The following is a 21,821-nucleotide window of genomic DNA, read 5'->3' on the forward strand; positions in this document are numbered from 1 at the left end:
AAGACACAAGAAAAAAGCAAATATGCTTTTCGAAGAAAATGCTCTAAATTATTAGATATGAAAAGCTCTAATGTAGCTTTAAAGAAGGATAGGTTTTAATTTTTTGATTCCAGACTTATAAATCTTAGTAATGGAATTTATTAAAGCAATGATACTACAGTAAATTGTTTACTAGTATAGCAATAATTAAAATTCCTATCTCTTAGTGCTTTGACATTACTATATTTACACAACCTAATGCAATATGCATGACATATATTCCATGCTTTACAAAAACTGTTAATGGAGGAAATTCGATAATAAATAGTTTAGTGACTCTAGAAGAAGCACCTTCAAATAAGCATACAATTATTTATACAAGTACAAGGATTGATTAATATTAAATCAACGATGAATCAAAATTACTGTTCAAACTTCATAGTACGACTGTAATAATAAAGACTAAAATATACCATCGTAATAAAATTATTTAACTATTTTTAGATGATATTTAGATATTAATTATATTTTGAAATAATATCATTTACATCGTATTATTTTATATGTCATCACGACAAAATTATGTAATCATTGATGCAGCAAACTATTAATTCTAATTAATATAATTTTTTAATTTTTGCTCAATTGCTAAAATGATGGTTTTGATATATGTGTTTACAGTGATGCTGAAAATAACGGTAAAGTACAAATGTTTAAGGTTTATATCTCTTATAAAAAAGAGCAGTTCTACTTTCAAAACTTGTTTAACAATCTTGAGATTTGAAAACAGATTTATCTCATCACATTTTGTTACTAAATTTTTCTCAAAATTTATTGATAATTAATAAACTCTGCATCTTATTGCTAAGACTATTACAGATTATTACAATAAATAATTAAAGTAATTCTTATTTTAGATCTCAAAGCATAAATCATTAATAGTAGTTAGTTTAGCTGTTTATTGGACTAAGCTTATTATAGATTTAACTAAGTTTTGACTCAGAATTGTAGTTGCTTAATATTATAAGTGCAATTTTTATATGCTTTTGATAAATCTAAATTGTTTTAGTTTTTAAACAAGAATTTAACAATAATATTTTACGTAGGAAGAGTCTAGTACTTTTGTAGTACAAATTAACTCTCTAAAAACGGATTAATAACAACAATCAGTAATATCAAAAACAGTACACGTAAGATTCATAAACGATTTAATATAGCATTATAAAAAAATTGATAGTGTTATTTATTATAATATAACGTTTAATATATCTTCTATTACGGTTTCTTTTTATATTTGGATAATTTAACCATTTCGTTTGCATAGTCACAAGCGGTAACTTGACAGTATTTATTTTTTAAAATATTTATAACCAACTCCGGAACCAGAAGCTAATACGCGTATAATTCAGTAAATACTTAGATAATTTTTGATAAATCTTTCTGAATAGTGCTATTATCAAATTCTTGAGTATTATTATAATATATATACCAATATTATTTGTTCCTAAATATTGACTTAGTATGAACTAAACAATAAAATACAAGTAGTAAAATTTTACATTGAATATGATACTTAAACATGATACTCTCATCAAGAATAAGGCTTAAGGTTTATATGCTAATGCTAAAAAAAATAATATTTGGAATAATTATTCCCCTTCTTAGTACAGGCTGCTTTGCAAATAGTACAACTTCTAATTTCTCAAAGAAAGATGTTGCAAAAACTAACGATGTTAGTACACAAAAAATTATAGATGATTTTTCTGCTTACGCAGGTACTATAAAACCCGAAGTACGTGAAGAAATACAAAAATATAGGGTGGAGATAGTTGATATTAATAAAAAGAAACGTGAACTATATAACAAACTTTCAAAAGAGGCGCAAAATTTTTTAGCAGAGCAACAAAAATATAAACAAAAACTATCTATTCCTAAACTCTTGACAGAAAATCATCCAAATAATAATGCTAATGCTAATGCTAATTCTAAAGATAATAATGATAAAGATATGGAATAAATTTCCCGTTACGAAGCCTTAAATTTCATCCAAATGAGGGGAATGATATTAAAAAATATAATAACGTAGCTTTTAGTAATGAGTTATTTCTTCATCAATCTGTTCTACTATGCCATCAAGAGACTCATAAGTATTAACTTTTAATTTTTTACTTTGTATCTAGATGTTGATTACCTATAAATATTTTATAAGCTCTACATGCGCTATGATCACGAAACACAATTGGTTTATTATTATGTGCTTTTTGTATCTCAATAGTATTTTCTATAGTTTTTCCACAATACTTTTTGTTAACAAGTACAAGTGACATACCAAGCAGTGATATCACAAGTATCTTCTAATCCTAATTGTTGTATGAATTGACACTTTGTTTCGTTGATTAATCTAAAATCTACACAATTAATCAAAATAGTAGAAGATACATTTAATGTTTTCAAGTTCTCTTTATCTGCTGTTATCTTTCTTCTTATCTGTAATTACATTATTGTGAGAAGCGTAAAGATTTAAACTAGACATAATAAGAAAGCATAAAATTATATTTTCATATAGAAATTCTCCTATATAAAATACTCCTAAAAATATGTCTTACATGCTTTAAAATAAGAATACCCTGTAATAATTGTTAAAAAAGCAGCAATCCATAAAATTATTTCCCCTACTATATCTAAATAAATAATGCCTGAACCTTTTGAACCTAATATCAATATGGATAAAGCAAACATTTGTAAAAATGTTTTTAGCTTAGCAAGTCTTGATACAGGTACACTCACCTTTACTAGAGCTAAAAATTCCCGAAGACCGCTAACTAAAAATTCTCTTGCTAAAATTAATAAGCAAGGTATCTCATCTACATTATCTTTCTTTAATAGCATTATAGTAACACAACCTACTAATAGCTTATCTGCTATAGGATCAAACATCTTACCAAAACTAGTAACTAAATTATATTTTCTTGCAATATAACCATCGAAAAAATCTGTAATACTAGCTAAAACAAATAATAATGCCCCTAACTTACGTGCAAGTGAATTATTTATATAAAATAGTAATATAATAACAGGAATCACCATTATTCGAGCGATAGTTAAATAATTAGGTAAATTTTTCATTAATTAAATTTATTAATATAATATTGTTGAATTATCGATAGAATATTATTCCAAGACCAATATATTAAAAGTCCAACAGGAAAACTACTAAACATAAATAAAAAAATTAATGGCATAAATTTCATTACCTGAGCTTGAATCGGATCTGCAAGTTCAGGGCTCATTTTTTGATGTAAGAACATAGTAATAGCCATTAAAATAGGCCATGCTCCAATCATCAAAAATGATGGAGGTGCGAATGGTAATAAGCCGAATAAATTAAAAATAGTAGTAGGGTCAGGGGAAGAAAGATCTTTAATCCAACCGTAAAATGGTGCGTGCCGCATTTCAATAGTTACATACAATACTTTATATATAGAGAAAAATACTGGAATTTGAACAAGTATAGGTAAACAGCCTGCAACCGGATTGACTTTTGATTTTTTATATAAAGCCATAATCTCTTGATTTAAACGTGCCTTATCATTATTGTATAAATTTTTTATCCTATCAATCTCTGGTTGTAAATTTTTCATTTTTTTCATCGAACGATAAGATTTATTTGCTAAAGTAAACATTAATAACTTAATTATTACTGTAACAATTAATATACTAACACCAAAATTACCAACATAGCCATAGAAAAAATTCATAGCATAGAAAACAGGTTTGGTAATTATATAAAACCAGCCAAAATCAATAGCTCTATCAAATAGTTTAATATCATAGCTTTTTTCATATTCATCGAGTAAGTCTACTTTTTTTGCTCCGGCAAAAATTCTACTTTTAATTGATAAATTTTTACCAGGCTTTATTACTTGTACCGGTGAAATAAAATCTACTTGATATCTTTCAGCACCTTGCTTAAGAGCATAATTAAAATTTGCGCTATAACTACTCGATTTATCAGGAATCAAAGAAGATAACCAATATTTATCAGCAATACCTATCCAATCAACCTTACTTAATGCAAATTTTGCACTTTTCTGATCTTTAATATCGTCATAAGAGTATTCTTTAAGATTTTCGTCTATACACCCGATAGGTCCTTGATGTAATATGTTTACAGCCTTCTCTACAGCAATATATTTACGGTTTATTAAACCATAAGCTTGAACTGGAAGTTCTTTATCACTATTATTAATAATTGTTTGCTCTATTGTAAATAAATAATTTTTATCAACAGTGATAGTAACTAAAAATTTAATTCCATCTTCGTTAACCCAAAATAAATTAACTGGTTTTTCAGGGCTTAATACTTCACTATCACTATTCCATACAGTATTGCTATTAGGGAGTTTGACACTACTTAAATTACTAACTAAGCCAATTTCCGCAAAGTAGGCATTTTCTGTATTAGCTGGTGAAAACAATCTCACTGCAGGACTATTTTGAGATAAATCTTGTTTATATTTCTTTAATATTAAATCATCAAAGCGCAGTCCTTTTAATGCAATGGATCCAGTAAGTGATTCAGATTCTATTTTAATACGTTGTACTTGACCTGCTTCTTGTACAGTAATATTAGATGTATGTTCGGCTAAAGCTTTCTGTTTCTTTAAATTTTCTGATTTATATATCGCCATTCGCTGTTGCTGCTTTTTTTGTTCAGGTTTTATAACAAAATATTGCCAACCAAAAATTATACTTAAAGATAGTACAATAGCTGCGATTAAATTAATTATATTATTATTCATTACTTAAATTTTGATATTTTTGAAGCTTAAAGCTTTTAAAGCATTTAGAGAAAATAATCAATATATATCTTGTATTTCAAAAGTAGTGAACATCTAAAATGTTCAATAATTTTTATACTATGTTCTATGAAAATTTCTCAAAAAAATTTAATTTTTGAGAAATTTTCTATTATACTACTCCTACATTCTGAAATATTTTTAATTTAAATTCAGGGAGTATAGAAATTAAATGTTCGGAAATATTGTCCTGTATATGCTCATAATTTACTAAATTCATTTCTTTAACGAAGATATATATTTCTATAGGTAGACCAGTGATGGTAGGTTCAAGTTGTCTTACTAGAAAAGTAAAACCTTCAGTATAAACTTTTGGATTGTTTTTTAGATATTCTTGAATATATAATTTGAATAGTTTAATATTAGTTAAATCTTGCTCTTCTTTATCAAGAGTAATTTTATCTATTACATCCTTTGATATATAAGGAGATTTTTTTAGTTCTTTTAAAAGAGTAGTATCACAGAAATTAATAGTTGCCATATTAATATTGAATACTCTCTTTATTCTTCTTGCGCCTGATTCAGTAATTCCTCTATAATTAGTTACATTAGAATTTAAAAGGCTATAAGTAGGAACTGTAGAAATAGATTGATCAGAATTCCTAATTGTTACTACAGAAATAGTAATTTTTTCAACTATCCCTTCAATTTCACCTACACGTACTAAGTCTCCAATATTAATAATTTTTTGAGTAGTTAGTTGCAAACTTGCAAGTAATCCTAAAACGGTATCTTTGAAAACAAATGTTAACAGAGCTGCGGCTGCACCTAAACTTGTTAAGAATTTACTCAGCGATATATTTAATATATATGAAATAGTTATAATTACTGCGATAACTATGACAATAATTTTTAATATTTGAAAATATAAACTAAGTGGTGCATTTTTGGTAATGTTCTTGATCTTATTATGATATAAATCTGCAAAAGCATCTATAAGCGTTAATAATAACATCGTTACAGATATACTAGTATATAAGATTACTACGGTATCTTTGATTCCAAGTAATACATGCGCTTTAAAAGAAGTAGGATGAAAAATATTGCTCCAACATAAAAAGTAAAATGCTAATAAAGTATGTAATAAATAACGAAATATTGGATATTTTTTTAGTATCCTTTCAGAATCATCGTAATGATGTCTCGTTAAATAATTTTTTATAGGAATAAAAATTAATCTTTTAATTAGAAATATCACTGGCATAAGAGATGCTAACATAACAAGCAATAATACTAATTCAGTACTTGAGGTATGATATAGATCCATTAAATATTGCATATTTTACCTATCATTATTATTTAAAATACAAATCATTTTCTTATTATTACTAAGAATTTTATTTTTATCAATAATTTTAACTCAAAAGCATTTGCTATTACTAAGCAAATATAAATACTGTCATTACAAAACAACTAAACCATTGCGTCAATCTATAAAAAACTGTATTAATTAGTCAATTACTTTGTAATTGACAGCAACTTAGACGTAAAATGAATTAAAAACTTATTTATCTATGATATTGCCTAATATTAATCCAATTATTTTTTCTATAGGTCCATTTTCAATCTCTTGGTATTCTCTTTCGTATGTAGTAGGCATCTTGCTAGGTTGGTTTTATGCAACAAAAATTATAGAAAAATTTAAGCCTGAAATTACCAAAAAACACATAGAGGATTTCATTACTTATGCAATTATAGGAATAATAGTCGGAGGTAGATTAGGTTATGTTTTACTATATAATCCTTTGAAATATTTTGCAAATCCAATAGAAATCCTTAAAACCTATGAAGGCGGTATGTCATTTCATGGTGCTACTATAGGAATAATTATATCTGCTTATTTATTTTGTCAAAAATATAAGATTAATTTTTTGAGTCTCACGGATATAATAACAACTGTTGTACCTATTGGATTATTTTTAGGTAGAATAGCTAATTTTATTAATTGTGAATTATATGGCCGCATTACAAATTCATCTTTTGGTATCATTTTTCCAAATAGTGATTTAGAGCCACGTCATCCTAGTCAGTTATATGAAGCTTTTTTTGAAGGTTTAATATTATTTTGCATCTTAGCATATGCAGTATTTAGACATGATACCCTTAAAAAGCAAGGCTTAAATTCAGGAATATATTTAATATTTTATTCGCTTTTCAGAATAATTATTGAAATGTTTAGAGAGCCTGACATCCAAATTGGTTTTATTTTAGATAGCTTAACCATGGGACAAATTTTATCTGCTCCTATGTTACTTTTAGGAAGTTATTTAATATGTCGGTTGAATTCAAAATAAGACAATTAATTGATCAACACGGTTATATTACTTGTGATGTTCTCATGCAGGAAGTATTAAGCTTACACCCTAATGCCTATTATAAGCAAGTAAAATCACTGGCTAGCGAAGGTGATTTTGTTACAGCACCTGAAATTTCACAGCTATTCGGTGAAATTATTGGATTATGGTGTATAAGAGAGTGGCAAAGAATTGGTTGTCCAAAAAGTCTTAGTTTAGTTGAGCTTGGTCCTGGTCGAGGTCTATTAATGCGTGATTTACTACGTACTGCAAAATTAGTGCCAGAATTTTATAACTCTCTATCAATTACACTAATAGAAATTAATAAAAATTTTATTGCTCATCAAAAATCTAATTTACAAGATATTAATTTACCTATTAAACACTTAGAATTTATAGAAGAGATACCACAAAAACCTACTATAATAATAACAAATGAATTTTTTGATACTATGCCGATAAAGCAATATATTAAAGTTAAGGAATTATGGTATGAAAGAATATTTTCCGTCCAACCAGTAGATGGAAGTATTAAATACGATAAAATAAGTATTAATAAGCGATTACAAGAATATCTGCTACGTACTCATATTGCAGCAAAAGATGGTGCAGTACTTGAAGAATCTTATAAATCGATAGAAATTATAAAATTTATAGCTGAACATCTAAAAAAAGTAAGCGGTAGTTGCTTAATAATAGATTATGGATATGATATAGCTCCGTATAATAGAACTAGATATCAATATAACCCAACATTACAAGCAGTAAGAAAGCATAAATATTGTCCAATTCTTGAGAATCTTGGCGAGGCTGATTTATCAGCACATGTAGATTTTTATTCATTAAAAACAGTAGCTAAAAATAGCAAGATAAATGTAATAGATACAATATCACAACGAAATTTTTTAATACAAAATGGAATCTTATTACGCAAGCAAGCATTGAAAGAAAAGCTTAATGATGAACAAGTACTAATAATAGAAAAACAAGTAGAAAGATTAATATTACCAAAACAAATGGGCAAACTATTTAAAGTATTACAAATTATGCATTAAAAAGATCTAATTTGAATTAGAAAATTTTTTGCATTTTAATTATAAATACTTATTCATTTTTGCTAAAACACATATAAAAATAGTACATTAATTAAAAATGTATATAAAACCTTCAATGCTGAGCATTTGATGATAAGGACCCCACGACAAGCGCTGTTTCTTCACATTTCAGTATAAATTCAAGTTTTTTTATCAGCGCTTCGTTTTTTTCCTGTAAGACATGGAGTAAAATTATTGAATATATAGAACTACCATAAACCTAAGCACTATAAAATTCATAATCAGTATCTCGGTACTGAATTGATCAATTTTAAAACTTGTTTTTTAGATCCGAAATATGTTTTATATTTTTAGTATATTTGACTTAGTCTCTATATTTTTCATTATCACAATAATTTATGTTAGCATATACCATAGCATTATTACGATTAATAGTATTTTTCATTTTGAAGATTATACTCCATGACGTTCTGCAATTAAACTTTTTACTCTACCGATAGCTTTAGCAGGATTTAAGCCTTTTGGGCATGTTTTGGTACAGTTCATAATCGTATGACAACGATAAAGTTTAAATGGATCTTCTAAAGCTTCAAGACGTGCACCTGTATTATCATCCCTTGAATCAGCAATCCATCTATATGCTTGCAGTAAAATTGCAGGGCCTAAATATTTATCACTATTCCACCAATAACTAGGACAGGAAGTAGAACAACAAGCACATAATATACACTCATATAAACCGTCCAGTTTTTCTCGGTCTTGAATCGATTGTAATCTTTCAGAGTTTGAAGGAGCAGGATTATCATTTTTGAGCCAAGGTTCTATAGATTCATATTGTGTATAAAAATGCGACATATCAGGTACTAAATCTTTTACTACTTTCATATGAGGCAGTGGATATATTTTGATATCGCCTGATATATCTTCTATTGGCTTAATACATGCTAAAGTATTAGTGCCGTCAATATTCATTGCACAACTACCGCAAATTCCTTCACGACAAGAACGTCTAAATGTTAGAGTCGAATCAATTTCATTTTTGATTTTAATTAGAGCATCCAAAACCATTGGTCCAGTTTTACTTAAATCTATCTCAAAACTATCGATAGTAGGATTCTTATTAAGATCAGGGTCGTACCGATAAACTTGAACCTTTCGAGGTTTAAGCATTTCCTGTTGTGCTTTATGCACTCTGCCTTTTTTTACTACTGAATTTGACGGTAATCTTAACTCTACCATTTAAATACTCTCTTAAAATTTATTTCATACATTTAAACACATTTAACAGTATTTATTTATGCTTTTCTTATACCATAGATAGCACTTAAATCTATAAATTTAGATATTATTAATATTGAATTATTGTTCAATTTTTTGAACAATGATAATTGAATTATTTTGCGCAATTTAAATGATTATTAACTTTTTAACTTAAAAATTCATAAAAATAGCTAATCATTAACAAAGTATACAAGATCTAGGAAGCAATGTTTTCTTTTTGAGCTTTAGTTGTTTTTGTTTTTTCATGTAATTTTTCTTTATCTATTTTTATAGTATGTGCATCATTGAAAGGAAATTTATTTTCCTCTTCTGAATCTAACGCTCTACCGCTAAGTAAATTTTTAATTTGCTGACCAGACAATGTTTCATATTCAATTAAAGCATTCGCTAATGTATGAAGTTGATCTATATGTTTTGTTAAAATATCTTTTGCAAATTCATAACCTTGTGTAATAATTTTTTTTACTTCAGCATCAATTAACTTTGCAGTAGCTTCTGAAATTTCATTACTTTGTTGTCTACCATACATATCATCACTGCTTGAACCATGGAATATTGGCCCTATTAAATCACTTAAACCTGCTTTTGTAACCATCGCCCTTGCAATATTAGTGGCACCTTTTATATCTGATGCAGCTCCTGATGTTACTTTATTTTTCCCGAAAATAATTTCCTCTGCTACTCTTCCTGCCATATAAACCGCTATAGATGATTCCATCTGTTCGCGATTCTGAGAATATTCATCAGTTTCAGGAAGCCTTTGCACCATACCAAGAGCATTACCACGTGGTATAATCGTAGCTTTATGAATAGGTGACGCTGCAGGACAATAAAGCCCTACTAATGCATGTCCTCCTTCATGGTATGCAGTTAATCTTTTCTCCTTTTCTGACATTGCAATAGAACGACGCACAACACCCATTAGAACCTTATCTTTTGCTTCTTCCATATCATGCATGTCTACTTCTTTTTTACCAAGCCTCGCAGCAATAAGAGCAGCTTCATTCACTAAATTAGCAAGCTCAGCGCCAGAGAAACCAGGAGTTCCACGAGCAATAATTCGTGCTAGTACCGTACTATTATATTTAATTTTTTTTAAATGTACTTTTAGAATTTGCTCACGACCATTTATATCAGGGTTTGCAACAGCAATTTGACGATCAAATCTCCCAGGACGTAGTAATGCACGATCAAGAACGTCTGGACGGTTCGTAGCTGCGATAATTACAACACCCTCATTTGCTTCAAACCCATCCATTTCAACTAACATTTGATTTAAGGTTTGCTCACGTTCATCATTACCACCGCCCATACCAATACCTCTATGGCGCCCTACTGCATCAATCTCATCAATAAAGATAATACATGGGGCATTACGTTTACCCTGTTCAAACATATCGCGTACACGGCTTGCACCAACACCTACAAACATTTCAACAAAATCAGAACCAGATATACTAAAAAAAGGTACATTAGCCTCACCTGCAATTGCTTTCGCAAGAAGTGTTTTACCTGTACCAGGAGGGCCAATAAGTAAGCAACCTTTCGGTATTTTACCGCCAAGCTTTTGGAATTTACTTGGATCTCTTAAAAAATCTACTATTTCAGTTAATTCTTCTTTTGCCTCATCGATACCAGCCACATCTTTAAAGGTAATTTTTGGTCCTTTATCTGATAACAATCTAGCTTTAGATTTGCCAAACCCCATGGCTTTCCCGCCACCGTGCATTTGACGCATAAAGAAAACCCAAACGCCTATTAATAAAAGCATTGGGAACCAAGAAATTAAAAATCCTAAAAAGGTATTCATTCTTGTTTCAAGCGGTACTACTTCAATATTAACATCATTGCTAGTAAGACGATTGACTAAATCAGGATAATCAGGAGAATACGTACTAAAAGTAGATCCATCATTTGAAGTACCTTCAATTACTCTACCTTGAATTTTTACCGAATTAATTGTTCTTTCGTCAACTCGTGTCAAAAAATCTGAGAAAGTGATATTATTTCTTACACCAAGTAAACCATCAGATTGAAAAACATTAAAAAGTAATATTACAAAAATAAAAAGTGCTGCCCAAGCTAAAATACTTCTACCTTGATTATTCATCGATATAAAACCTAATAAAAATTTTATCGGTACTATAATTTAATACCGGGTTAGCAAAAATGGGTAAAACGAGATACAAAATTTGGAGCAAATGATACTTCAAAGTTCCACATGTCGTTATCATAATATGATATATGAGGTATTGCTATAACTTTTTCAAGTATTTTAATGATAGGTAAGGTAAATAAAATTGCATTGTGGTTTTTGCAAGATAAATTTTTTAAATGTTTTAAATCTAATTGTTTCTTTATCACTTTATAATCTTCTAATGATAAATAAGTTATAACACAATCAGGCGTTTCTTGATTTTTGGTTATACAAAATCTATTGTCCCAAATAACTGATTTATCTAATAATATTTTACTCTTAGGTAATTTTTTGCCGAATTCTCTATATATGAGTAACTCATTTTGTATACGCGTAATTACACAACCATGCACTGTTTTCTTAAAATTTACGTTTTGACTAATTAATTTCAGAATTGGTGCTATTGAATAGAAACGTGCTGATCTAGATTGTCCACTAATCATTATTAGTAAAAAATTAATTATTTGTACTTTTACTTCATTTGAAAACTTATCAAATTTAACTAAATCAAGAAATGTAAAACCATATTCAAAAATCTTCACTGCTTCACCTATTGCAGATATTAATTCAGGCTTTAACTCATCTTCTATCAGTTTGTTAGTTTTAAGTTGTTGCACGCTTATTTCTGCTTTAATATAATTTTCTTCTTTAAATAATTTTTGCCTAATAATATTGCGTCTATATTTATCTGATAAATTTGACTCATCTTCAAACCATTTGATTTTATTGGTGACTAAATACTTTACTAATTCACTTTTTGGAATATTATATAGTGGTCTAATTATTTGTATATTATTATACCAATGGATATTACTACTACTAAGCCCAAATATACCGCTATTACGCTCTAATCTTAAACAAAAATTTTCTACGTAATCATCTTCATGATGAGCAGTCAGAAGTACTAATACATCGAGTTCTAAGCATAGATTTGTCATCAAATCATAGCGCCCTTCTCTTGCTCTTGCTTGTAAATTTGAAAAATTATTTTGATGATCAAAAGATAAATTATAATATTTGCGCTTTAAATTATTACTGATACTTTGGATATAGTAGTTCTCTTGCTTTGACTGTGCCCGTAAGTTATGATCAACTGATATAATAAATAATTCTATATTATTTTTTTCTGCCCAAATATTAGCAAGATAAAGAAGCGCTACCGAGTCACTACCACCAGAAACTGCAATCGCTATTTTAGATAATCCAAAATTACCTACTAGATTATTGATATTATATTCAAATTTTTCATATAACATAGGTTATAGTTGGAGAATGTTAGTATTGTAAGGTGTTTGTGGATACTGTGGGAAAACATAGTATGTCATTAACATATAAAATTGTTGCATGAATCTTATATAGTTCCATTGAATTGCTCAAATTATACTATATCTTTACAATGGTAACAAAAAAGTACATAAATAAAGAAACTTATTCAGATTCAGCTAAATCTGCTGAATTTTCAGTTTTTTGTTCACGTAAGTAATCTTGTGCTTCTGAGTCTGATCTTGCTACAATAACTGTCACTATAGCAGTAAGCTCTGCATGAAGCCTTATTTCAACCGTATAAATTCCGGTAGATTTAATTTGTTTATCAAGAATAACATTTGAATGAGAGATATTATAAGATATATTTTTAGATAACTTATCCGCTATATCTTTATTAGTCACTGAACCAAAAAGCTTACAGTCATCTGATGTTTGACGGATAAAAACTAACTGTTGATCCTTAATAAGGGTGTTAATTTTTTCTACTTCTGCTCTTATTTGCTTATCTTTTGCTTCAAATTCATGTTTTTGTTTAACTATTAGCTCTTTATTAGACTTAGTAGCTCTAATAGCTAATTTTTGCGGCAAAAGATAATTACGACCAAACCCATTTGCTACTTTGAGTATGTCGCCAATTTTACCTAATTTTCTTACGGGTTTTATTAAAATAATTTCCATGTATTATGCCTTTATTTAGCTTGAAATACAAAAGGTAATAACGCTAAAATCCTTGCAATTTTAATAGCATTATTTAGTTTTCTTTGTTTCTTTGCACAAACATTTGTGATCCTACTTGGTAGCATTCTACCACCTTCAGATACAAATTTTATTAAAAGTTCAGGATTTTTATAGTCAATAACAGGTGCATTAGGTACAGAAAGAGGACATCCTTTACGTCTTCTAAAAAATACTTTTTTAGCAGCTTTATCTCCTACCTTGCAAGTAGCTGTTTTACTAGCATTATTACTTTTTAACATTCTTTAACCTTAATTCTGACAAATTTAATTATTAATCGTTACGTCAATTACTGGAGTGTTTTCTGTACTCTGATTTTTTAATATCGGCGAAGGTTCACTACTAATTGAGTCTACTTTAATTGTGAGAAACCTAATAATACTCTCATTAAGTTTCATTTTTCTTTCTAACTCTTCTTTTATATTGCTGGTAATATCTATACCTAAAAAATAGTAATGTCCTTTTTTATTATTACCAATTTTATAAGCTAAAGTTCTTAACCCCCAATATTCTTTTTTTATGATAGTTCCATCATTATCTTTAATGATTTTAGTGAAATCATCAACGATTTTATCTATATCGTTTAATGATACGTCTTGTCGTATGATAAAAACTGATTCATAAAAGCTCATGATAATAAGAATCTCCAATAAACAAACTTTAAAATAAAGCTATTTATAGCAACTTAAACTATTAAATTCAAGTATTATCTTTAAAAATTAAAAATCTTATTGTGTTATTGATGTTAAAAGGTTTGCTATTAACCATAAACTTAGTAGATTATTTAAAAATGTTTAATTATTCTAAAAGTAAAAGAAATAACATTAAAAATTAAATAAACAAAAACAAAGGCTTAATAATGATAAATAGCAGGATTTAATAAGAGGCTGTAGTGGCTGTAGTCAGAATCTTTCCATCATGATTATAATTATAGCATTACAAGAATTATCAATACTAAAATGTATCAATAAATTATCAAACAAGCAACTAAATTTAACAAAAATAGACGATCATATTCTATTTTTTGTAAACTTTGATTATTTGAACAGCACCTTAAAGAACTTATTAAAACGTTCTAAGGAAGTTTTACAAGAATTTATAAACAGATATATTTTGATACCAAAGATTTCAAAAATATAAATAGCATAAAATAGCAAATCCTTCTCTGCTATGCTGAGTTTTAAATTGCAAGACTTATTTTAAATGCAGAAGTATTTAAATCAATTTAAAAATAGATCTTTAATGAACTTCTTATTTAATAATTCATTAAATGAAGTCATGAGAAAGGCGATTAGGAAAAGTATATTTAATTTTAAATACACTAGTTTTACCTAGCTATTAATTTAAATAAGGATAACAACAATGTAACAACTGTGTTATCAAAATTTTCTTTGTATTTATGTATTAAGTATGTTAGTATCTAGTTAAATTTTATGTAACTAAATTAAGTTTAATTTTTCGTTTTCGTTACCGCTTGTATATTTTTAATCACTAAAACTGTAAATGTTATGTTAAATAAACTAAATAAACCTGCTTTATTTGCTTTAATATTTTATCCTATTTTGATTATATCTCTTGTAGTAAAATATTCGTTTGATTATGGGATAGGATTACTTGAAATTATTTTCATAATTGCTAGTTATTATATTAATAATATTACTGTTGGAATTGGTTTACATAGGTTATGGTCTCATAATGCATATAAAATAAATAAATATGCTGAATTTGTTTTAGTTATGTTATCTGCAGGAACATTGCAAGGACCAGCCTTATCTTGGGCATCTAATCATTATAAACATCATGCTAAAACAGATACAGATCAAGATCCACATAGTCCTCTGAAGTTTGATAATAAGGTTTTAGGATTTCTTTGGTCTCATATAGGATGGATGCTAGTAGGAAGCGGTAGTTATAAATTTATTGATCGCATTACTTGGGCTAAGCTTGGTAAAAATAATTTACTAAAATGGCAATTAAAATATTATTGGAAGATAGCAGCTTTTATGAATATTGTAGTACCTTTATTTACCGGTTATTTAATTGGTGGTACTATACAATCAGCATATGCAGGATTCTTATTTATTGGACTTGGGAGGTTCTTACAGCAACAAGCAACATTTTCTGTTAATTCTTTATGCCATTTTGTCGGTAGTAAAAAATACTACAGAGGTACTGCTGGAGACATTTGGTGGATGGCATTATTCTTACTTGGAGAAAATTGGCATAATTACCATCATGCTTTCCCTTCAGATTATCGTAATGGTGTCAAGTGGTATCATTTTGATGTGCATAAATGGATAATATTTTTAATGAGCAAAATAGGTTTAGCTTCGGAACTTGAACGTACTACAAAAGTACGTATACAGGCAAAAATGCAAGAAACTTTAAGCTATCTTAGTGAAAAGCAAAAACAAAAATTGAGCTTAATGCAAACTAAAATAGATAATTTATTAGAAAATCTATGCTTAAAAAGCAAGGAAATTGAAGAATCTTCTCTTATTATTAAAGAACAACTTAAAAAATCTTTTGTAGAAATACAAGAATCACTTAAAAATTTAGCAGAGCAAGTGAGTTCTGCAACACAAATAACAGAAAAACCTTCAGAAAAATTACTAAAAATAGTGAATAAAAAAATAATTGATGCTGAACAATCTATTTATAAACTGTATAATCAGTTGAATACCTTAAAGGTATAGTAGTGAACATATAGGTGCATAATAGACTTAATTTTGTTTCTATCAAGCAATGGTTTGACACCGTATATTTATTATAATCTACACAACCGATACTTTTGCTAATATCCATTTTAATGAATGAAAAAAATTTTAGGTATAGAATCAAGCTGTGATGATACAGCTATTTCTATAATCACAGAAAGTCGAAAAATCTTATCTAATATAATTATTCCACAAAATACAGAACATGCAGTTTTTGGAGGGGTAGTACCTGAAATTGCTGCACGTTCTCACTTATCGAACCTAGATCAAGCATTAGAAAATGTTTTAACAAAAAGCAATACTGAATTAACAGAAATTAGTGCAATTGCCGCAACTTCCGGTCCAGGTTTAATAGGCGGTGTTATAGTTGGCTCAATGTTTGCAAGATCACTAAGCAGTGCTTTAAATAAACCATTTATTGCAATTAATCATCTAGAAGGTCATGCCTTAACAGTGAGACTAACCGATAATATTTCTTATCCTTATTTACTCTTATTAGCTTCTGGTGGACATTGTCAATTTGTAGCAGTTTTAGGACTCGGGAAATATAAAATCTTAGGGAGTACTATAGATGATGCTATAGGAGAAACATTTGACAAGGTTGCAAAAATGCTAAATTTATCCTTTCCAGGAGGTCCTGAAATTGAAAAAAGAGCCAAATTAGGCAATCCTCATAAATATAAATTTCCAAAACCTATAATTAACAGCGGTAATTGCAATATGTCCTTTTCAGGGCTGAAAACTGCTGTGCGTAATTTAATAATGAGTTTAAAAGAAGTGAATGATTCTGTAATTAATGATATAGCAGCAAGTTTTCAATTTACCATAGGAGCGATTCTAAGTAGTAAGATGCTAAATGCTATTAGATTATATCAACAAATTTTAAATTATTATTATGAGAATGTCGATTATACTACAAATCTCAATTTAAAAAGCTTTAGACAAGATGAATTTAATTTGAACCACTTGCAGGATATAACAAGACCTAAATCTAGGATATACCTACAAAATTCGTTTAGGTCAAACTTATTAAATGATACTATAGTCATTGCAGGTGGTGTTGCTGCTAATAAATATTTACAAGAAATATTAAGTAATTGTACTCAAACATATGGTTATCGTCTTATTGCCCCACCTATGCATTTATGTACCGATAATGCTGCAATGATTGCATATGCAGGACTTGAGCGTTATAATAATAAACTATTTAGTCCTTTGAATTTCTGTCCAAAAGCGAAATGGAGTTTAGAGGATATATAATTTATTTTTTTCATGCAACATGGTCATTATATATAAAGCATATATATTTTAGCAATAATAGTTTTTAGAAATCATGTAGTGAATAAATATTTTACTGTTAAAATTTAATATTGACAATACACTACTTTTTCATAGTTTAATATAAAAATATCAGCATATCAGAAGCTACTAAAAGCGAATTTATCTCAATTTTATATTCAATATGAATTTGTAGTGTTAATTAATTTGATATTAAGAGTTGTAACTCTGCAAAATATTTATTGCAGCATTATATTAAATTATAAACCTATGATTTTCGTTTTAGATTTTAAACTTGGAATTTACTCATTTGGATCATGCGTGAGTATTACTGAAACAAATTACATTTCATAGAATTCTATATAATTATTTCTTTGGAATCTTTCAAAAATGTTCTAGCAGTGATATTTTTATTATAAACTAAATCTTATTCTTTAAATTCTGCTATTTCAGTAGATTTATTTCAATATCTCTACTGCTGTTTCTTAATCTATTACACACTCCTATCGATTAGATTGTTATAAAACTTATTGATTTAGTGAGCATGGTATTGATAACAAAGTAATAAAAAACAAATAATGCAAATTATGTATTATGCAATAATTTAGTTTTTAGATATAGTACAGAGCTTAATCAATTATCTCGATCCTTAGCTCTTCCTTTTCTCTAGCTATTTTTACTGTATTACCACTACTTATTTTACCTGCCAAAATCATCTTGGCTAGATTATTTTGTATTTCTCTCTGGATAAGACGTTTTAAAGGTCTTGCTCCAAAACTTGGATCATAGCCTTTTTCAGCTAAATAATTTAAAGCAGATTCATTAAATTCAAGAATAATATTCTGTTGTAGCAAAATTTTCTTTAAGCTTCCAAGCTGTATCTTTACTATATCATAAATATTATTACGATTTAGCCGATGAAATAATATAATTTCATCTAACCTATTTAGAAATTCTGGTTTAAATACTGCTCTAACATATTGCATAACCTCATCCTTTACTTTATATGTATCTTCATCTTCTTGCTGATTAACTAGTATCTCAGCACCTAAATTAGATGTTAATACTATAATAGTATTTTTAAAATCAACTGTTATACCTTGACTATTTGTTAATCTTCCTTCATCAAGTATTTGTAACATAATATTAAATATGTCTAGATGTGCTTTTTCAACTTCATCAAATAATATTACTTGATAAGGGCGGCGTCTTACTGATTCCGTTAACACCCCACCTTGATCATATCCTATATAACCTGGTGGCGCTCCTATCAGACGAGAAATAGAATGTTTCTCCATATATTCTGACATATCTATACGAAGTAGAGCATTACGATCATCGAATAAAAAGCCAGCTAACGCTTTAGTAAGCTCAGTTTTACCTACACCAGTAGGTCCTAAGAATAAGAATGAACCAAGCGGACGATTAATATCTTGAATCCCTGAACGTGATCTTCTAACTGCATCACTTATACCTTTAATTGCCTCATCCTGTCCTATGACTGATTCAGACAGTTTCTGCTCAATCACAAGTAAACGCTCACGCTCACTTGATAGCATCGTATCAATTGGAATACCAGTAATACGCGAGATAATACTTGCTATATCACTTTCTGATACAATTTCTTTTAACAGCCCTTTATTATCCATATTTTCAGCTGCTTGAAGTTTGTTCATAATCTCAGGTATAATTCCGTATTTTAATTCACTAGCCTTAGCGAGATTAGCATCACGCTCAGCACGGTCTAGATCAATTCTAGCTTGTTCTAATTCTTCTTTAAGTTTCTGGGCTTGCTGTAGTTTAGATTTTGCCGCCTGCCATTTAGTATTCATATCATATGATTTAGAGTCTAACTGTTTGAGTTCTTCAGTTAGACTAGTAATTTTCTTTTTAGAATGTTCATCATTTTCCTTTTTAAGTGCTGCAAGCTCAATCTTTATCTGAATAATACGACGATCTAGCTCGTCAAGTTCTTCAGGTTTACTTGACAATTCAATTTTCATACGACTACAAGCTTCATCAATTAAATCAATAGCTTTATCAGGTAAATAACGATCAGTAATATAACGATTTGATAACGTCGCTGCTGCAACTATTGCACTATCAGAAATTCGCACAGCATGATGAAGTTCATATTTTTCTTTGATTCCTCTAAGTATTGATATCGTATCTTCTACGCTAGGCTCACCTACATAAACAGGTTGGAAACGACGAGCAAGCGCAGCATCCTTCTCTATATATTTACGATATTCGTCTAAAGTAGTAGCACCTATACAGTGTAACTCACCACGTGCAAGCATAGGTTTTAATAAATTTGAGGCATCCATAGCACCCTCAACTTTTCCAGTACCAACTAATAGATGCAATTCATCAATAAACAAAATAATTTCACCGCTTGATTCTTTAATTTCACTAAGCACTGACTTAAGACGTTTTTCAAATTCCCCTCGATATTGAGCCCCTGCTATTAATGCTCCTATATCAAGCTCAATAATACGGCAGTTAATAAGTGTTTCAGGCACATCCTTATTAAATATGCGTTGTGCAAGCCCCTCTATTATAGCAGTTTTACCAACTCCTGGTGCACCTATCAATACAGGATTGTTTTTCATACGTCGTGATAGTACCTGCACTGCTCTTCTTATTTCTTCATCACGCCCGATTATCGGATCAAGCTTACCATTTTTAGCAAGCTCTGTTACATCTCTACCATATCTCTTTAGAGCATCATAACTATTTTCTGCAGATTCAGTATCTGCTTTTTTGCCTTTACGAAGATGTAAAATAGCTGCGGCTAGTTTTTTACTATTAATCCCATTATTCGTTAAAATTTTACCGGCTATAGTATTATCATAAGTTAATGCTTCAAATATACGCTCTATTGTTACAAAACTATCCCCGCTATCTTTAGCAATACTACGTGATTTTTCTAATACTTTAAGATCTTCAGCAGAATAATAAATTTGTCCACCTCCATCAACCTGAATTTTTGGTATTTTATTTAACTCTAGCTGTACTTGATCTTTTAATAAGTGTATATTACCTCCTATATTATTAATAAGGGCTTGAATTATACCTGTTTCTTCACTTAAAAGACTAGATAATAAATGCAAAGGTAATATCTGCTGATGATCATTTTTAATAGCAAGAGATTGATGATTAGCTATAACTGATTTAGCATGTGCAGTAAATTTATCAATATTCATATAAATAACATATTTTCGTTAATACAGTTAAATATTTTTAACTAGACTATTTTCATATAATGATTTTTAATTAAAATAACAAGAGATGAACAACTGCCTGTAGAATATTATAATGCTTTAAATATTAAAAAATCAAAAAGAGACCCCACACAATATGCAAGATAAAATTGATAATGTTGCTGAATTGCTAGGAAACATGGTATTCAAAATGCTTGCAAAAAATTAAATGTTGCTATCAAATTTCAATGATGCACATAATTTTAGTAAATTTGTCAAAAGTCACAAAGTCTGATTACAAAGAAAATATTGCTTATATCCAAACATGCACATATACATGGTTCGATTCAATGATATATGTATTTAGACAAAAAATGAATTGCTTAAATTGATTCTAAGCTTAAGCATTGTTTGAAGATTATGTTGCTCTTAAATACTAATACATTATTGAATGTATTATATGATCTAGATACATCAATTATTGATCAGAGAAAAAACTATGAAAGATGTACACTAAAAAATAGTCCTTTTATATCTTTGGATAAAGAACATTAATCTAAATAATATAACAGAAAAAATAAGACAAAAGGAAACCATTAATTTGATAAATTAACCTCAGGAAGCAATATTCAATAATATGTATTATTAGTCTAAAGATAGAGAAAAATTTAATGAATATAAAAAATATCTCAAACATTTAAATATACTGGTATAAAATAACATGTATAGATACAGCATTACTTTAAAAATGTAATATGGCTTAGAAAGCAGATAGTATTTATTTTAGGCTATGCAACAACAAGTTAATTAAAAAACTAAAAAACAAATAAGAATGCCATTTCAAAAAGTGGCAAAGAAATACTTGCTACTATAATAAATTTACTGCTAAAACTAATAAAGTTAAATGTGTAAAGATATAGAGTATGAAAACAATCATCACAGAAAATATATCACAAT

15 protein-coding genes and 1 pseudogene are annotated in these 21,821 nt (G+C 28.5%); 5 read left to right on the forward strand and 11 right to left on the reverse strand.

The window, feature by feature from the left end; translation table 11 throughout:
• Positions 1-1,600: 1,600 nt before the first annotated feature.
• On the forward strand, positions 1,601-1,996 hold the full coding sequence (locus RT_RS00405) for a hypothetical protein (protein ID WP_011190553.1): 396 nt from the start codon (positions 1,601-1,603) through the stop codon (positions 1,994-1,996).
• 72 nt (positions 1,997-2,068) lie between these two features.
• Here the strand turns inward: RT_RS00405 and RT_RS04510 are convergent.
• From RT_RS04510 to RT_RS00425, 4 genes and pseudogenes are all read right to left on the reverse strand, one after another.
• Positions 2,069-2,512 (reverse strand): annotated as a pseudogene (locus tag RT_RS04510) (hypothetical protein).
• A 56-nt stretch (positions 2,513-2,568) separates the two neighbouring features.
• Positions 2,569-3,105 carry a CDP-diacylglycerol--glycerol-3-phosphate 3-phosphatidyltransferase gene (pgsA, locus tag RT_RS00415; protein WP_011190554.1) on the reverse strand — a complete coding sequence of 179 codons (537 nt, stop codon included), beginning with the start codon at positions 3,103-3,105 and terminating at the stop codon, positions 2,569-2,571.
• Positions 3,105-4,781 (reverse strand): membrane protein insertase YidC, encoded by a 1,677-nt coding sequence (gene yidC, locus RT_RS00420; RefSeq protein ID WP_011190555.1) that lies wholly within the window; start codon positions 4,779-4,781, stop codon positions 3,105-3,107. Before yidC ends, pgsA begins: the two co-directional genes overlap by 1 nt.
• Positions 4,782-4,950: 169 nt before the next feature.
• Positions 4,951-6,117 (reverse strand): mechanosensitive ion channel domain-containing protein, encoded by a 1,167-nt coding sequence (locus RT_RS00425; RefSeq protein WP_011190556.1) that lies wholly within the window; start codon positions 6,115-6,117, stop codon positions 4,951-4,953.
• Between the two features lie 235 nt (positions 6,118-6,352).
• Between RT_RS00425 and lgt the strand changes: the two genes are divergently transcribed.
• Together lgt and RT_RS00435 are read left to right on the forward strand one after the other, a co-directional pair.
• Positions 6,353-7,132: a prolipoprotein diacylglyceryl transferase gene (lgt, locus tag RT_RS00430; RefSeq protein WP_011190557.1), complete on the forward strand. Its 780-nt coding sequence runs from the start codon at positions 6,353-6,355 to the stop codon at positions 7,130-7,132.
• Positions 7,111-8,187: a class I SAM-dependent methyltransferase gene (locus RT_RS00435; protein ID WP_011190558.1), complete on the forward strand. Its 1,077-nt coding sequence runs from the start codon at positions 7,111-7,113 to the stop codon at positions 8,185-8,187. The genes lgt and RT_RS00435 overlap by 22 nt, the downstream gene beginning before the upstream one ends.
• Positions 8,188-8,640: 453 nt before the next feature.
• Here the strand turns inward: RT_RS00435 and RT_RS00440 are convergent, their stop codons facing one another.
• From RT_RS00440 to rpsF, 6 genes are all read right to left on the reverse strand, one after another.
• The gene (locus RT_RS00440) at positions 8,641-9,426 is read right to left on the reverse strand and encodes a succinate dehydrogenase iron-sulfur subunit (protein ID WP_011190559.1); all 786 of its coding nucleotides are present in this window, start codon (positions 9,424-9,426) and stop codon (positions 8,641-8,643) included.
• A gap of 238 nt (positions 9,427-9,664) precedes the next feature.
• Positions 9,665-11,578: an ATP-dependent zinc metalloprotease FtsH gene (ftsH, locus tag RT_RS00445; RefSeq protein ID WP_011190560.1), complete on the reverse strand. Its 1,914-nt coding sequence runs from the start codon at positions 11,576-11,578 to the stop codon at positions 9,665-9,667.
• 50 nt (positions 11,579-11,628) lie between these two features.
• Positions 11,629-12,921 carry a tRNA lysidine(34) synthetase TilS gene (gene tilS, locus RT_RS00450; RefSeq protein WP_011190561.1) on the reverse strand — a complete coding sequence of 431 codons (1,293 nt, stop codon included), beginning with the start codon at positions 12,919-12,921 and terminating at the stop codon, positions 11,629-11,631.
• Between the two features lie 172 nt (positions 12,922-13,093).
• Entirely contained in the window at positions 13,094-13,609 is a 516-nt protein-coding gene (gene rplI, locus RT_RS00455) for a 50S ribosomal protein L9 (protein ID WP_011190562.1), read from the reverse strand.
• Between the two features lie 11 nt (positions 13,610-13,620).
• Entirely contained in the window at positions 13,621-13,908 is a 288-nt protein-coding gene (gene rpsR / locus RT_RS00460; protein ID WP_011190563.1) for a 30S ribosomal protein S18, read from the reverse strand.
• A 24-nt stretch (positions 13,909-13,932) separates the two neighbouring features.
• A complete protein-coding gene (gene rpsF, locus RT_RS00465) occupies positions 13,933-14,298 on the reverse strand; it encodes a 30S ribosomal protein S6 (protein WP_011190564.1) in 366 nt (121 codons plus the stop codon).
• 876 nt (positions 14,299-15,174) lie between these two features.
• On the opposite strand from rpsF, the gene RT_RS00470 reads away from it, so the two are divergent.
• Together RT_RS00470 and tsaD are read left to right on the forward strand one after the other, a co-directional pair.
• Complete coding sequence (locus tag RT_RS00470) at positions 15,175-16,362, forward strand: fatty acid desaturase (protein ID WP_011190565.1); 1,188 nt, start codon at positions 15,175-15,177, stop codon at positions 16,360-16,362.
• A gap of 117 nt (positions 16,363-16,479) precedes the next feature.
• On the forward strand, positions 16,480-17,643 hold the full coding sequence (gene tsaD / locus RT_RS00475; protein WP_011190566.1) for a tRNA (adenosine(37)-N6)-threonylcarbamoyltransferase complex transferase subunit TsaD: 1,164 nt from the start codon (positions 16,480-16,482) through the stop codon (positions 17,641-17,643).
• A gap of 647 nt (positions 17,644-18,290) precedes the next feature.
• Here tsaD and clpB read toward each other — a convergent pair.
• Positions 18,291-20,867 carry an ATP-dependent chaperone ClpB gene (clpB, locus tag RT_RS00480; RefSeq protein WP_011190567.1) on the reverse strand — a complete coding sequence of 859 codons (2,577 nt, stop codon included), beginning with the start codon at positions 20,865-20,867 and terminating at the stop codon, positions 18,291-18,293.
• Positions 20,868-21,821 lie beyond the last annotated feature (954 nt).

Origin of the sequence: Rickettsia typhi str. Wilmington (assembly GCF_000008045.1) — a bacterium.
Lineage (GTDB): Bacteria > Pseudomonadota > Alphaproteobacteria > Rickettsiales > Rickettsiaceae > Rickettsia > Rickettsia typhi.

What these genes read in the sequence shown, in the direction of transcription:
- rplI (WP_011190562.1), bottom strand. Translation starts at nt 13,609, where the DNA reads ATGGAAATTATTTTAATAAAACCCGTAAGAAAATTAGGTAAAATTGGC.
- RT_RS00470 (WP_011190565.1), top strand. Translation starts at nt 15,175, where the DNA reads ATGTTAAATAAACTAAATAAACCTGCTTTATTTGCTTTAATATTTTAT.
- tsaD (WP_011190566.1), top strand. Translation starts at nt 16,480, where the DNA reads ATGAAAAAAATTTTAGGTATAGAATCAAGCTGTGATGATACAGCTATT.
- pgsA (WP_011190554.1), bottom strand. Translation starts at nt 3,105, where the DNA reads ATGAAAAATTTACCTAATTATTTAACTATCGCTCGAATAATGGTGATT.
- rpsF (WP_011190564.1), bottom strand. Translation starts at nt 14,298, where the DNA reads ATGAGCTTTTATGAATCAGTTTTTATCATACGACAAGACGTATCATTA.
- RT_RS00435 (WP_011190558.1), top strand. Translation starts at nt 7,111, where the DNA reads ATGTCGGTTGAATTCAAAATAAGACAATTAATTGATCAACACGGTTAT.
- RT_RS00425 (WP_011190556.1), bottom strand. Translation starts at nt 6,117, where the DNA reads ATGCAATATTTAATGGATCTATATCATACCTCAAGTACTGAATTAGTA.
- RT_RS00440 (WP_011190559.1), bottom strand. Translation starts at nt 9,426, where the DNA reads ATGGTAGAGTTAAGATTACCGTCAAATTCAGTAGTAAAAAAAGGCAGA.
- yidC (WP_011190555.1), bottom strand. Translation starts at nt 4,781, where the DNA reads ATGAATAATAATATAATTAATTTAATCGCAGCTATTGTACTATCTTTA.
- RT_RS00405 (WP_011190553.1), top strand. Translation starts at nt 1,601, where the DNA reads ATGCTAAAAAAAATAATATTTGGAATAATTATTCCCCTTCTTAGTACA.
- clpB (WP_011190567.1), bottom strand. Translation starts at nt 20,867, where the DNA reads ATGAATATTGATAAATTTACTGCACATGCTAAATCAGTTATAGCTAAT.
- lgt (WP_011190557.1), top strand. Translation starts at nt 6,353, where the DNA reads ATGATATTGCCTAATATTAATCCAATTATTTTTTCTATAGGTCCATTT.
- tilS (WP_011190561.1), bottom strand. Translation starts at nt 12,921, where the DNA reads ATGTTATATGAAAAATTTGAATATAATATCAATAATCTAGTAGGTAAT.
- ftsH (WP_011190560.1), bottom strand. Translation starts at nt 11,578, where the DNA reads ATGAATAATCAAGGTAGAAGTATTTTAGCTTGGGCAGCACTTTTTATT.
- rpsR (WP_011190563.1), bottom strand. Translation starts at nt 13,908, where the DNA reads ATGTTAAAAAGTAATAATGCTAGTAAAACAGCTACTTGCAAGGTAGGA.